This window comes from uncultured Bacteroides sp. (assembly GCF_905207245.1).
GTDB lineage: Bacteria > Bacteroidota > Bacteroidia > Bacteroidales > Bacteroidaceae > Bacteroides.
Genome location: NZ_CAJLKP010000006.1, coordinates 47,708 through 60,753 on the forward strand (window position 1 = coordinate 47,708; position 13,046 = coordinate 60,753).

The window sequence follows — 13,046 nt, forward strand, 5'->3', positions numbered from 1 at the left end:
TGCCGCTAAAAGTACTAATAATTTAGGATATACCGAGTGAAAGAAATGATAATTTTGTGTTTGTGGATAAATAAGCGTATTTTTGCCGTCAAATATTATAAATGACATCCTTATGAATTACGGATATGTAAAGGTAGCGGCGGCTGTGCCCCGTGTCAAGGTGGCGGACTGTAAGTTCAATGCCCGGGAGATTGAAAAGGAAATAATCATTGCCGAAGGGAAAGGCGTGCAGATTATCGCATTTCCCGAATTGTGTGTGACAGGATATACATGTGGCGATTTGTTTGCCCAGCAATTACTGCTTGAAGAGGCGGAAATGGAGCTGATACAGATTATAAACAACACGAGACAACTGGACATCATTGCGATATTGGGTATGCCGGTGGCGCTGAACGGAATGTTGCTGAATACGGCTGTTGTAATTCAGAAAGGGAAAGTGCTGGGTGTGGTGCCTAAGACCTATCTTCCCAACTACAAGGAATTTTATGAAAAACGTTGGTTCACGTCTGCTGTTGATGTGTCGGAAACAAGTGTGCGCCTTTGCGGACAAGTGGTTCCTATGGGACCCAATCTGCTGTTTGAGATGGCGGATACGACATTCGGCATTGAAATCTGTGAGGATTTATGGGCAGCCATTCCCCCCAGTTCCTCACTGGCATTGCAGGGAGCGGAAATTCTGTTCAACTTGTCGGCGGATAACGAAGGCATAGGTAAGCACAATTATTTGTGTTCATTGATTAGTCAGCAATCGGCACGTTGCATTGCCGGTTATGTGTTCAGCTCATGTGGCTTCGGAGAGTCTACTACAGATGTGGTGTTTGCAGGGAACGGATTGATCTTTGAAAACGGGACGATGGTGGCTCGTAGCAATCGTTTCTCTTTTGAGGGACAGGTTGTTATCAGTGAGATAGATGTGGAACATATTCGTATGGAACGCCGTGTGAATACGACATTTGCGGCTTGCCGGGCACATTGTGCACCGGGGGAAGCAGTGCGGATTTCTACGGAATATGTGAATAGTAAGGATTTGAATCTGACGCGTACCTTCGAACCACACCCGTTCGTTCCGCAGGGAGCTGCACTGAATGAGCGTTGCGAAGAAATCTTTTCCATACAAGTGTCCGGACTGGCACAGCGCTTAATGCATACCCATGCCCAGAGTGCGGTTGTCGGGATTTCCGGCGGATTGGATTCCACGTTGGCATTACTGGTATGCGTCAAGACGTTCGATAAACTGGAATGGCCGCGTAAAGGCATTATCGGTGTGACGATGCCGGGTTTCGGAACAACCGACCGTACGCACACGAATGCTGTGGATTTGATGAACTCTTTAGGAATAACCGTCCGTGAGGTCAGCATCAAAGACGCCTGTATCCAGCACTTCAAGGATATCGATCACGATATCAACGTGCACGATGTGGTTTATGAGAATGCCCAGGCACGGGAGCGTACGCAGATATTGATGGATATAGCCAATCAGACCAATGGAATGGTGATAGGCACGGGCGACTTGTCTGAACTGGCACTTGGCTGGGCGACTTACAATGGCGACCATATGTCCATGTACGGTGTCAATGGAAGTGTACCCAAAACTTTGGTAAAACATCTGGTGAAGTGGGTGGCTGAGAATGATATGGATGAGGCTTCGCGTGCCACGCTGCTTGATATTGTGGATACGCCTATCAGCCCGGAACTGATTCCGGCGGATGAAAACGGAAACATCAAGCAGATAACGGAAGACTTGGTTGGTCCGTATGAGTTGCATGACTTTTTCCTGTATTATTTCCTGCGTTGTGGTTTCCGCCCTTCCAAGATATTCTTCCTTGCAGCCCGCACTTTCATGGGTGTGTATGATGAAGAGACTATCAAGAAATGGTTGCGGATATTCTTCCGCCGGTTCTTCAACCAGCAGTTTAAGCGTTCTTGTCTGCCAGACGGACCTAAAGTGGGCAGTATTTCCATCAGTCCGCGGGGTGACTGGCGGATGCCAAGCGATGCATCGTCGGAAGCATGGTTAAGGGAAGTGGAAAACCTATGATATAAAAGAGGTATAAGATAGGAACTTAAAAGACACTTCTGTTAGTACGTTGATTTTTAATGTGTTGCATTTACCGATTTTTATTTAGTGATGTAAAAGCCTTTACCACCGTATGTAACGACCTTTACCCCGTGTTGTAACGGCTTTTACCTCGGTATGTAACGACCTTTACCTCGGCATGTAAATGAAGTTACCATTTGGGGTAAACAATGTTATCATGGCATGTAACGATTGTGCCCCCGTAGAGTGAACAGGTTTCACTTTACGGGGGCACAGTCATTTGTAGGATTCGTCTTTAGAACGTAACGTCCATCTTTACAACAAACGTACGCGGGGCACCCAATGCCATGGGGCGGTAGCTGTATTCCTTATTAAACAAATTGTTTACCATGAATTGAAAGGCTACTTCTTTGGTGGCTTTTACCCCCATACGCAGGTCTACGGTGCAGTAATCCGTATTATGTTTTTTCCAGTAACTTGCCAACGTTTCACCGTTGCCATATCCGAAGAGGATGGTGCGGATGGTATTCATGAGGTCGAATTCACCCAATTCTTTAGGACGTTCATCCAGCATGATATAGTCCACTGCCAGTATTTTGCTCTTCCAGTTTACGTTTCCACCAAGGTTGAAGCGTTTCCACTGAAAGTCCATCGAGGCTTTGAAGGAATGCTTCGGACGGTATTTCAGATATTTGGAGTTGTTTGACTTCTCTTTCATCTGCAACGGGTCGGTATAGGCATCTTCAATGGCGTTGCGCTTTTTGTAATCCGCATCGCGTGGTTCGGTGTACACATATCCCAAGTTGTAAACCAGTTTGGTATTCTTGTTGAAGTTGTAGGCTCCGGTAGTGCTGATTTCCGCACCGTAGATTTCCGCTTTGGATACGTTATGGAATTGTGCGCCAATGCCGAAACCTTGTCCCATTACTAGCATGAGGAGCGCGCTCGGGATACTGTTAATCATCTGGTTGTTGGCATTGTTGAACAGGCCGAACTGAAATTCCACCATATTCTTATACTGGGTGTAGAAACCTGCCACATCGAGAAAACCTTGCAGGTTGCCTATCTTATAGCCTTGTTTGATGCCCAGTTCGGCATTGAAACCTTTCTCCGGTTGGATGTCGTAATTGGGGTAAACGCCTACACCGCCGATATCTTTACGCAGGAACTTTTCGGTAATAGAAGGGTTGCGGTAACCCTGACCGAAGCTGGCACGCAGGAAACTGTAGTCGGCAAGCTGGTAGTTAAGACCTGCACGGAATACGGGACGAAACGGTACTTTCGCTCCGAATATTTTGGACTCCGCTTCGCGGTAATGCTCGTTGACGCGGTAATATTCGGCACGTACGCCGGCTGACACGCTTAGGCGGTCCCAGAAACGCTGGTCGTACTGGAAGAAGAGGGCCACGTTATCGCTGTTGTGCGTTTCGCCCATTACGGCAGAGTTGTAGCGGATGTGTTCGAAAGTGGTTCCGGCAGTGAGCTGTGCGCCACCGTCCCACTTTTTGTTGAACTGGTAGTCCAGATAGTAGTTGTAGCACTTGTCCTGTTTGGTACGCGCATTATTCTTGGTGGGGTTCATGGCATTGGACAGCCAGGGCACTAAATCCGAAGGTATCTTGCCCTCCAGTACAGCGCCTATGTCCGAGGGCAGGCCATTTTGCATGACCCAGGAAATCAGGTCGCAATAGTCGGCTGTGGTGGCGTTGGGGAAAACTTTCTCCAGTGCCGTGAATGCACCGTTCACTATATCATTGACGTTGCCTTGCAGAATACCTTGGTACAGCGGGTCTAAAATGCTCAGGTCGCCGTTCACGATGTTCTGTATCTGTTGGGCATCGGTACCCATGTTGCCTAAGATATCCGTAATAGATGCGCCCTGAGTAGGCTCGGCAAGGTTGTCGGAGCTGTAATAGAAGCGTCCTTTTACTTTATGCGACGTACCGTTATCGGGATTTACATAATTAAAGAAAGGGTCGATGTGTATGTTGTTCGCCTCACGTCCCATGTTGGTGAAAGGCGAGGGCTTGTAGGGTTCGGCAGGCGAACGCCAGATGAAAAAGTCACCATACTTATTGCTCAGGAAGTCGATGTTAAATCCATAATTCATAAACTTCGTTCCCATGTCCGGCTGATGGTAAGTGAGGTTACCGCCAGCGCGGAAGCGTTTGTTGTAACTTTGCTCGCGATACCCCTCGTCAGTGAAGAGGTTCAGTCCGCCACTTACGTCGAAATTACCGATGCGGCGTGAGTGTGAGAAGTCGAAACCTTCGTAGATGGGTTTACGGATGCCATTGTACAGGCTGTTGCGAAGGATAGGTTCGACGGGATACTTGTCATTCTTCCAGAATGTATTATCACTGTACGCATAACTTTTATTTGTCGGGTCGTCGTAGATACCGACGTATGTACTGAAATGGCTTTGCGGAGTAAGTCCCGGACGTGCAGTACGGATATTGATAATCCCGTTCAGGGCAGACGAACCATAGAGCACGCTGGATGCTCCTTTGATAACTTCCACTTGCTCTATGTTCTCCAGGGGTACGGTGTTCCAGTTGATTTCTCCTGTTTTTGGGCTCAGTGTACTCATGCCGTCTACCAACACGAGGCTACGGGCGCCTACGCTGTACGTCCATCCGCCACCACCACGTATGGAAGGCTGTTTGTCTACGATGTCCACACCCGGAAGGGTCTGCAACGTCGATGTGATGTCCGTAGGTGCCTGGCGTGCAATGTCACTTGCTTTCAGCACGTTCATTGAAACGGTCACATCGGAGAGCTTTTGCTCGAAGCGACCGGCACTGATGACAACATCCTGCAACAGGTTGGTACTTTCTTTCATGTAGATATCTTTGGTCATATTCTCACGTTTGCTGATGACGATAGGTACCAGCATGTCGTCATAACCTACGTAGCTGAATATAAGGTCAACCCCACCTTCGGGGAGGCTGATTTCGTATGCACCGTTTATGTCGGAAACGACACCTTGCTTGCCGTGCAGTGTATAGGTGACGGTGGCGCCTGCCAATGGTTCGTTCGTATTGGCGTCGTAGATGTGTCCTTTCAAAGTCTGTGCGGAGACGTATGTGCCCGTCAGCAAAAGGAGGCTTACTATAAGGTATATTTGTTTTTTCATATGGCTACTGATTACATGGTTTTTAAATTATCCTGCATTTTCTACACTAAAATAGAGTGTCAGGCTGAGGTCGCTGATTAAGGCTGACAGATCGGCCAATGTGCCTATCGTAGTTTCTCCCAGTACGGGGATTTCTCCGATACTGATGTCTCTGATGGCATCCGGCAGTACTTTCAGTAATGCAAAGATGGGGTCCAGTTCTGCCTTGTTGAGCGTGATCGCATAGTTCTCCGTGTATGCGAATTTCAGTCCTGTGGTAGACCATTGATTCAGTAAAGCATATACTTTTGGGAGTACGGTAATCAGGTTGTCACTTGCACGTGTCACCGCCTGGTTAAGTCGTATCTGGCGGATTATCATATCCACGTTTGGGGTGACGTACAGGGTATTTCCGTCCGTCATATAGAAAGATGCCAGATTGGCGGGAGAGCTTTTCCAGTCGCTTCCCTGCATTCCGGAATAGGAGGCGGTAATATTGCCATCGGCATGGAAGCTGACGTTTCTGAGAACAGTTTTCAGGAATTCGTCAATCTTAGCCTCGATTAGTTCTCCTATATCCATGCCACCTATGGAGATGCGCAACACAACTCCGGCTTTCACAAAGTTCAGTTTTTGGGCTTGTACCAAAGGGTTAGTTGGTATTTGAGGGTTTTCTATATCAAGTGCCAGCTTGCCTTTTTGTACGGTTCCGCTGTAACTGAAGGTGGTCCCGGTCTGGCTGCCCGTGGCATTTCCCGAAAATGTATATCCGCCTTGTCCGTCAGGAGACAGGGGGATATCTGTCAGTCGGGTTTCCGCCTCGTGGGGCAATATACATTGTAAAGAGAGTTGGGCTGTCCGTGAATCATTGGTTTCGAGGTTTACACTCTTTCCTATCAGTTCATGTCCACTGTAAGTTAAGGCGAAGTTGGAACGTGTGCCGTCTGATAGTTTGTTGCTGTAATGGGCAGTGATTTCGTCGGGTGCTGCACCCGCATAATCATCATCGTTGCAGGAGGTGAGAAATATTCCTCCAATGGAAGCAACCATACAGAATAAATAGAATAAAGGTCTCTTTTTCATCTTCGTTTAGTACTTTAAATGAATAGTCTCTTATAAATATCCGTTGCAAAGTTCTAAACAATAAGGGACTCTGGCAAATTATGATGCCTGAAATTGCGTTCCTCCTTTCAGAATAGATGTTCTAAATTTCGGTGATGGGCTTTCCCTGACTGAAAAAGAGATTATTTTTTGCCAGAAGAAGGGTAATATTTACGGTGGATGAGTTTGAACTCGTTACTGGTGCGGAAAGTCTGAAGCCAGGTATTAAGGCTGTCCAGTAGAACAGGGGATTGTTTGCTGACGGCCCATGAATAAAATTGTGTAAAACTGATATCTGTGTTGATATCTATTTGAGGCAGGCTATCTACCACGGCACGTGCAATGCTTTCATCGCATACAGCATAGTCAATATCTCCGTGGGCTACGAGGGATATTAATTGTTCCGAACCGTATTTATCTATTTCTTTTATATAGATGGTGTCGCCTATCTCATTTCCCAGGTTATGGATACGAAGGATGGACGGTGATCCTTTTACTACATGCAAGGTTTTGCCGGCCAGGTCCAACTGGCTTTTGACGAATAAGGAATCGGTAGGTGAAGTGGCTTTACGCTGTACAAGTACCTGCTTGTTCAGTACAATAGGAGTAGTGAGTAGCAAAGAGTCTTTCAATTCGCTGGTAGCCAGGATGCCATAAGCTATCACATCAAACTTGCCCTCTGCCAGTCCTTTCAGTCGTTTGTCAAAACTCATTTCGGGAGTAATGGCAGCTTTCCAGCCATGGTCGCGGGCGAAGGCTTCTATTAACTCGTAGTGAAAGCCCGACAATGTATCGCCGTCTACATAGAAACTGATGGAATTATATTCCGTAGCGGCACGGATGATTCCCTCGGTAGCTATTTCTGCATAGTCGCGCGGATGTCCCTGCGGCTTCTCGTTTTTCTGGAAGAAGGTAGCAATGCAGGCAGCCGTAATGCCTATCGCAACGTATTTCAGAATCTTAGCTTTCGATATTTTCATACGCAAAAGGGATTAGTCGTAGAAATTCCATGAAACACCCAGTCTGAGCAAGCTCGGATTGATGGGGTAATGTGGTACGAGGAAAGAATTACGTGTACCCATTCCTTGGTTTGCATGGGAGTACATGGCAAAGAGACGTGTACGTTTCAGGTGTATGTTAGCATAAATGTTGACTATCGGATAACCACCGATTTCCACCTGGTCATTGTCCGGTTGCAGATGGAACTGCTGGATGGCAGGTGTATAAGCCGGTGCATGGTATTTGGTAAAATAGCGTACATCGGCGCCCAATTGCACGGTAAGTACCTTCTTTGCCATCGTGGTCAGGATGTAGAGATTGGAGTATAGTGAAATTTGTGGCAGAGGAAGCACTGTTTCATTGCTCGACTTCTGCCAGACTACTTCATTGTCCAAGTGGAAAATACCGGCGCGGAAATTTTGTTTCAGTGTGGCGGAAAGGACTTGTATGTTGCCGCTATGCTGTGTAGGCATGGCGCTTTGGTTGAAGTAAGTGTAGTTCTTTATATTTTCTACACCGGCGCGAAGATTGGTACCCCACCGACCGATGTTAAGTTCACCTTCTACACGGGTGCGGAATTCTTTTTCCATATTGTCATTATCCCAAATATACAGGTTGGAATGGTAATGGCGCATGTAGAAAGAAGGTAATGTGTTTTTCACAAAACCTCGCACAATAAAATTGACCGTATCTTTCCAAAGGCGGAAATTCAAATCCATGTTTCCATTGACACGGAATTGTCCCAATGCTTTGTCCATGATACCTACTTCGCCGTCTACGGAATAGTGCAGGGTTTTGCCTTGTCGCTTGGCAAGTTCACCACCGACGAAGATTTCCTGTTCAGTGAAGCGGTCCACCGTTATGGAATCTTTGTTCATTAAGTCATAACGACTGTATTTATGCGAAATATAGGCGGTCAGTCCGGCCTTTGCATATTTATTGAATCCTTCCAGCAAGGCTATGCCGAAGACGTTCTTCACGCTGAATGCTGTAGTGGAGTCACGACTGACACCAAATTTATTATAGTTAGCATTTTCGTTGGCCGCTTCTACCGAACGGAAATGGTGGCGTGACCGTTCCACTTTGATAGTATGGATAAAGCTCGTGACGGGAACGAATTCTTCAATAAAGTTCGTATCTTCCGGAAGAGAACTGCTGTTATTGAGGCTGTCCAAGCGGAGATTATTTGCCTGCATAAGGCTATCTGTCGAGAGACTGTCTGCTGACAACCCGATTGTGTTCAGGCTATCTGTCTCTACTGATGGTTTTATTTGTGCAGCAGTATTTGAGGAGGCAAAACTTTGTTGAATGCCATTCTTGGCTGCTTCTTCTTTCAACACTCTTCGCGTGACCCCCAATCGGTAGCGCTGTGTAAGGTAAACATAAAAGTCTTTGTTGCGGTTTGAGGTTTGCTCCAGGTTTACCGGAATGGTAGTGGATTCATACTCTTTCTTACCTTCTGCCATGGTGTCGGGGCGGGTGATATATCCGTCATTTGTTATACCGCCGTTCTCGTTCATCTTCATGAAGAAGTTGTTGTATACGGCTTGTAACTGATAACGTTCGCCTATATAGCTTCCGAATATACCGGCATTGAAATATGAGGTGGACTGGTTGGCGTAATATCCACGTCCGTACAGGTAATCGACATTGAAACCGAAAGCCAAACGTTTGTTTACATTGACGGAGAAATAGGACTTGAACCGTTCTTCACCATTTATCTTGTTACCTGCTTTATAGTAAGTCAGATTTGTAAAAGGAACGTTGCTATTGGTGAAAAACATCTGGTCGGGACGGAAATAAAAACTGGAAAATGGTGCCAAAAAGATGGTCGGTTCATCATCCTCACGGTCAAAGAAGATGCGCGAGAGGCGGGGAGAACCAAGATTACCCAGGAAATTATACTGCCCTGTCATTCCATCTACCATATTTGTATTCTGGAAATTCAGGTTGGCGGTATCGGCGGGTACGATTGTCCGGTTGCCCAGAGTCTCACTTATTTTCCACATATAGAGTTTGGGCGGAATGCTTTGCACGTCAGTGCTGGTGTCCAGGCTGTCCGGTTGTGTTGATGGGTCAATCTGATTTCCATAACGGTCACGGTTGTCCAGTGTATTGAGGGTACGCTGCGCCTGCACTGTCAGCAATCCCAATACGGATAGAAGTATGTATGTTAGTAGAATGCGTCTCATAATTAGGCGCAAAGATACAATAAAATATTATTCGCTTGCGGAATTCAGCCTTTTTTGCCTATTTTTACAAACGTACTATATCAATTTCTCTCTTCCCGGAATGTATAAAATGACTTTTGACATCCATAAAAAAATAGCCCTTGCAAAAAGAATTTATTGCAAGGGCTAATTTTTTTATTGTAAGAGCTTATGGAATTATACCTCTTTAATCAGTTCCATTCCTTTTTTAATTGCTTCTTCATTCATCGGTATCAAGTGATGATGGCGTTCGGGCAATGTTTTCTTCAAGCCTCTGAGTACACTGTCCAGTGTAACCATTGGTTTTAGTTTCAGCAATCCACCCAATACAATCATGTTGAATGCTTTTGCGTTGTTCATTTCATTGGCTGCATCCATTGCGTCGATACGATATACTTTGATATCCTTGCGGGTAGGAGGATTGATGATGCCGTATCCGTCGTAAATCAGGATACCGCCTGACTTAACCTTATTCTCGAATTTCTCCAAAGAAGGTTGGTTCAGGATGATGGCGGCATCGTACTTGCTCAGGATAGGAGAGGAAATTTTCTCATCGCTTACAATAACCGTTACGTTGGCCGTACCACCGCGTTGTTCCGGTCCGTAAGCGGGCATCCAACTCACCTCTTTGCCTTCCATCAGTCCCGAATATGCCAAAATCTTTCCCATAGACAATACGCCTTGTCCACCGAAGCCTGCTATAATGATTTCTTCTTTCATTGTTCTTTTCTTTTAGTTAACGAAGTTACAGTTGACAAGTTGACGAGGAAGTATCTCCTTCTTGTTAACTTGTTCCCTCGTTTCCTTGTTAACTGATTTTATCTGTCTTTCAAGTCACCCAGCGGATAGAACGGGAACATGTGTTCTTCCATCCATTTGTTGGATTGTGCAGGAGTCTGCTTCCAGCCGGAGTTACAAGTAGAGACTATCTCTACCAGATTAGAACCTTTGCCTGCCATAGAGTTCTCAAATGCCTTGCGGATAGCCTTCTTTGCCTTGCGGATAGCACCGACAGTCTGTACACTCTGACGGGTTACGTAAGCTGTTCCTTCCAGTTGTGCAGCAATGTCAGCCATCTTCAACGGATAACCGTGCAGATGTACGTCACGTCCGTAAGGGCTGGTAGAAGTCTTCATGCCGACCAGTGTGGTAGGAGCCATCTGGCCACCCGTCATACCATAAATGGCGTTGTTGATGAAGATAATGGTGATGTTCTCACCGCGGTTCAATGCATGGATAGTCTCGGCAGTACCGATACATGCCAGGTCACCGTCGCCCTGATAGGTAAATACCAGGCGGTCCGGCCAGAGGCGCTTGATAGCGGTGGCAAGTGCGGGCGCACGTCCGTGTGCAGCTTCCTGCCAGTCAATGTCCAGATAGTTGTAGATGAACACGGCACATCCCACCGGGGAGATACCTACTGTTTTGTCTTCCATGCCCATTTCTTCGATTACTTCAGCTATCAGCTTGTGTACCACACCGTGGCTACATCCCGGACAGTAGTGCATGGGATTATCGTTCATCAGAGTCGGTTTCTTATAAACCAGATTCTCAGGCTTGATAATATCTTCTTTTGTCATAACTTTTGTTTTTTAAGTTGACAAGGCTTCAGTTTACGAGGCCCTTGTATCTTGTTAACTTGTTCCCTTGTCACCTGTTGGTGAACCGTATAAAAAACTCCATCAGCTTGACGAATATTGCTGCGCCACAAACATAGATGAATAGTTTGAAATCATCTTTTGCAACGAAATATACGATGATAGCTGCTAAAGCGAGTATCATGAAGAGTATATTCAATACACTTCTTATTTTATCAGGGTTCATTTCTTTATTATTTTTTCTTTCAACGCACTTACAATTTCTTCCGGATCGGGTACGATTCCGCCGAGGCGTCCGAAATGCTCTACTTGTACTTTACCATTCACAGCGAGGCGTACATCTTCAACCATCTGTCCGGCATTCAACTCGGTGACCAACATACCTTTTACCTTCTCGGCATAAGATGCGATGGCTTTTGTGGGGAATGGCCAAAGAGTAATGGGGCGTAATATACCGACTTTAATGCCTTCTTCGCGTGCAATTTCCATTGCTTTTTGTCCGATGCGGGCCATAGAACCGAATGCGATAATCAGATAATCGGCATCTTCACAATTGATTTCTTCGAAGCGTACTTCGTTTTCTTCTATCAGTTTGTACTTGGCCTGGAAGCGAATGTTGTTCTTTTCCATTTCTTCCGGTTTCAGTTCCAGAGAAGTGATGATATTGGGTTTGCGTCCGTTAGCCTTCCCGGTAGTAGCCCACGGGCATTGTTCAATAACTTCTGCATCGGTGCGGCGCGGCTTTTGCGGGGGCAATACCACCTTTTCCATCATCTGTCCGATAACACCGTCGGCAAGGATGATAGCCGGGTTGCGATATTTGAAGGCAAGGTCAAAAGCCAGTCCTACGAAATCCGCCATTTCCTGTACGGAAGCGGGGGCGAATGTAATCAGGCGGTAGTCACCGTGTCCTCCACCTTTTACGGTCTGGAAATAGTCTGCTTGGCTCGGTTGAATGGTTCCCAATCCGGGGCCGCCACGCATCACGTTTACAACCAGACAGGGCAATTCGGCACCTGCCAGATAAGAGATACCTTCTTGCTTCAAGCTGACACCGGGACTGGAAGATGACGTCAACACCATTTTTCCACTTCCGGCACCGCCGTACACCATATTAATAGCTGCCACTTCACTTTCTGCCTGCAGCACCACCATACCGGTAGGTTCCCAGGGTTTCAGTTCGGCAAGAGTTTCCAATACTTCCGATTGCGGAGTAATAGGATAGCCGAAGTATCCGTCCGCTCCGCAACGGATGGCTGCGTGGGCGATGGCTTCGTTTCCTTTCATTAATACAACTTCTTCTGCCATATTCTACTGATTTACAGATTTATTCAACTTTTACTTTATAAACAGAGATACATCCGTCCGGGCAAACCTGGGCGCACGACGCACAGCCGTTGCAGGTATCTTCCAGTATTTGGTGGGCATAGTTATACCCTTTTACGTTCACCTCTTTGGTGAGGGCTATTACATGCAGAGGACAGGCTACCACGCATAGGTTGCAGCCTTTGCACCGTTCGGTGTCCACTACGATTGCTCCTTTAATCTTTGCCATAATTCACGTTACTTTTATATGTTATTGATTGTACATATCCTTATTGAAGAAATTCAGGATATCCATTACCATACGGTGGGCTTCACGGGCGGGGCTGTCCGGATTGAGGTCGATGGCATATTGATAATTATTCAAAGCTTGCTGCCAATTTCCTTGTTTGCGATAGGCATTTCCCCGGAGATAGAAAGCCTCGTCCCGGTTAGTGGAACCGGTGGCCAGATATTCGTCAAGCAGTTGGATAGCTTCGACTACATTTCCCTGATTGATAAGCTCTTTGATTGTATTCAGTTGCTCCATATCGTATTGAATTCCGGATTATTGGAATACAAAGATAGTTTTTATTTAGAGACAATAAGCAAGTATTCTGTGAAAAATAAGAAAAATGAGGAAATAAAAAGCCCGAAGTTGAATGAAATTCTATCAGAATGTC

The 13,046-nt window shown here is 46.2% G+C and carries 11 protein-coding genes; 1 reads left to right on the top strand and 10 read right to left on the bottom strand.

Going from position 1 to position 13,046, the window contains the following annotated elements:
- The first annotated feature begins 112 nt into the window (after positions 1-112).
- The gene (locus QZ135_RS03360) at positions 113-2,038 is read left to right on the top strand and encodes an NAD(+) synthase (RefSeq protein WP_294605933.1); all 1,926 of its coding nucleotides are present in this window, start codon (positions 113-115) and stop codon (positions 2,036-2,038) included.
- A gap of 295 nt (positions 2,039-2,333) precedes the next feature.
- Here QZ135_RS03360 and QZ135_RS03365 read toward each other — a convergent pair whose 3' ends face one another.
- The 10 genes from QZ135_RS03365 to QZ135_RS03410 all read right to left on the bottom strand — a co-directional run bounded on the left by QZ135_RS03365 (position 2,334) and on the right by QZ135_RS03410 (position 12,913).
- Positions 2,334-5,174 (bottom strand): TonB-dependent receptor, encoded by a 2,841-nt coding sequence (locus tag QZ135_RS03365; RefSeq protein ID WP_294605935.1) that lies wholly within the window; start codon positions 5,172-5,174, stop codon positions 2,334-2,336.
- Positions 5,175-5,201: 27 nt separating this feature from the next.
- Positions 5,202-6,236, bottom strand: coding sequence for a DUF4925 domain-containing protein (locus QZ135_RS03370; RefSeq protein ID WP_294605937.1), 1,035 nt, complete (start codon positions 6,234-6,236; stop codon positions 5,202-5,204).
- 161 nt (positions 6,237-6,397) lie between these two features.
- The gene (locus QZ135_RS03375; protein WP_294606022.1) at positions 6,398-7,228 is read right to left on the bottom strand and encodes a transporter substrate-binding domain-containing protein; all 831 of its coding nucleotides are present in this window, start codon (positions 7,226-7,228) and stop codon (positions 6,398-6,400) included.
- A gap of 18 nt (positions 7,229-7,246) precedes the next feature.
- Complete coding sequence (locus QZ135_RS03380) at positions 7,247-9,445, bottom strand: putative porin (protein WP_294605938.1); 2,199 nt, start codon at positions 9,443-9,445, stop codon at positions 7,247-7,249.
- A gap of 195 nt (positions 9,446-9,640) precedes the next feature.
- A complete protein-coding gene (locus QZ135_RS03385) occupies positions 9,641-10,183 on the bottom strand; it encodes a 2-oxoacid:acceptor oxidoreductase family protein (protein WP_294605939.1) in 543 nt (180 codons plus the stop codon).
- 98 nt (positions 10,184-10,281) lie between these two features.
- On the bottom strand, positions 10,282-11,043 hold the full coding sequence (locus QZ135_RS03390; protein ID WP_294605941.1) for a thiamine pyrophosphate-dependent enzyme: 762 nt from the start codon (positions 11,041-11,043) through the stop codon (positions 10,282-10,284).
- A 70-nt stretch (positions 11,044-11,113) separates the two neighbouring features.
- Positions 11,114-11,287, bottom strand: coding sequence for a hypothetical protein (locus QZ135_RS03395; RefSeq protein WP_007215001.1), 174 nt, complete (start codon positions 11,285-11,287; stop codon positions 11,114-11,116).
- Positions 11,284-12,369: a 3-methyl-2-oxobutanoate dehydrogenase subunit VorB gene (locus QZ135_RS03400; RefSeq protein ID WP_294605944.1), complete on the bottom strand. Its 1,086-nt coding sequence runs from the start codon at positions 12,367-12,369 to the stop codon at positions 11,284-11,286. The genes QZ135_RS03395 and QZ135_RS03400 overlap by 4 nt, the downstream gene beginning before the upstream one ends.
- Positions 12,370-12,388: 19 nt before the next feature.
- Positions 12,389-12,616: a ferredoxin family protein gene (locus QZ135_RS03405; protein ID WP_007663880.1), complete on the bottom strand. Its 228-nt coding sequence runs from the start codon at positions 12,614-12,616 to the stop codon at positions 12,389-12,391.
- A gap of 21 nt (positions 12,617-12,637) precedes the next feature.
- Positions 12,638-12,913, bottom strand: a complete 276-nt coding sequence (locus QZ135_RS03410; RefSeq protein ID WP_294605947.1) for a tetratricopeptide repeat protein — start codon at positions 12,911-12,913, stop codon at positions 12,638-12,640.
- Between the last annotated feature and the right edge of the window lie 133 nt (positions 12,914-13,046).

What these genes read in the sequence shown, in the direction of transcription:
- QZ135_RS03360 (WP_294605933.1), top strand. Translation starts at nt 113, where the DNA reads ATGAATTACGGATATGTAAAGGTAGCGGCGGCTGTGCCCCGTGTCAAG.
- QZ135_RS03365 (WP_294605935.1), bottom strand. Translation starts at nt 5,174, where the DNA reads ATGAAAAAACAAATATACCTTATAGTAAGCCTCCTTTTGCTGACGGGC.
- QZ135_RS03370 (WP_294605937.1), bottom strand. Translation starts at nt 6,236, where the DNA reads ATGAAAAAGAGACCTTTATTCTATTTATTCTGTATGGTTGCTTCCATT.
- QZ135_RS03380 (WP_294605938.1), bottom strand. Translation starts at nt 9,445, where the DNA reads ATGAGACGCATTCTACTAACATACATACTTCTATCCGTATTGGGATTG.
- QZ135_RS03385 (WP_294605939.1), bottom strand. Translation starts at nt 10,183, where the DNA reads ATGAAAGAAGAAATCATTATAGCAGGCTTCGGTGGACAAGGCGTATTG.
- QZ135_RS03390 (WP_294605941.1), bottom strand. Translation starts at nt 11,043, where the DNA reads ATGACAAAAGAAGATATTATCAAGCCTGAGAATCTGGTTTATAAGAAA.
- QZ135_RS03395 (WP_007215001.1), bottom strand. Translation starts at nt 11,287, where the DNA reads ATGAACCCTGATAAAATAAGAAGTGTATTGAATATACTCTTCATGATA.
- QZ135_RS03400 (WP_294605944.1), bottom strand. Translation starts at nt 12,369, where the DNA reads ATGGCAGAAGAAGTTGTATTAATGAAAGGAAACGAAGCCATCGCCCAC.
- QZ135_RS03405 (WP_007663880.1), bottom strand. Translation starts at nt 12,616, where the DNA reads ATGGCAAAGATTAAAGGAGCAATCGTAGTGGACACCGAACGGTGCAAA.
- QZ135_RS03410 (WP_294605947.1), bottom strand. Translation starts at nt 12,913, where the DNA reads ATGGAGCAACTGAATACAATCAAAGAGCTTATCAATCAGGGAAATGTA.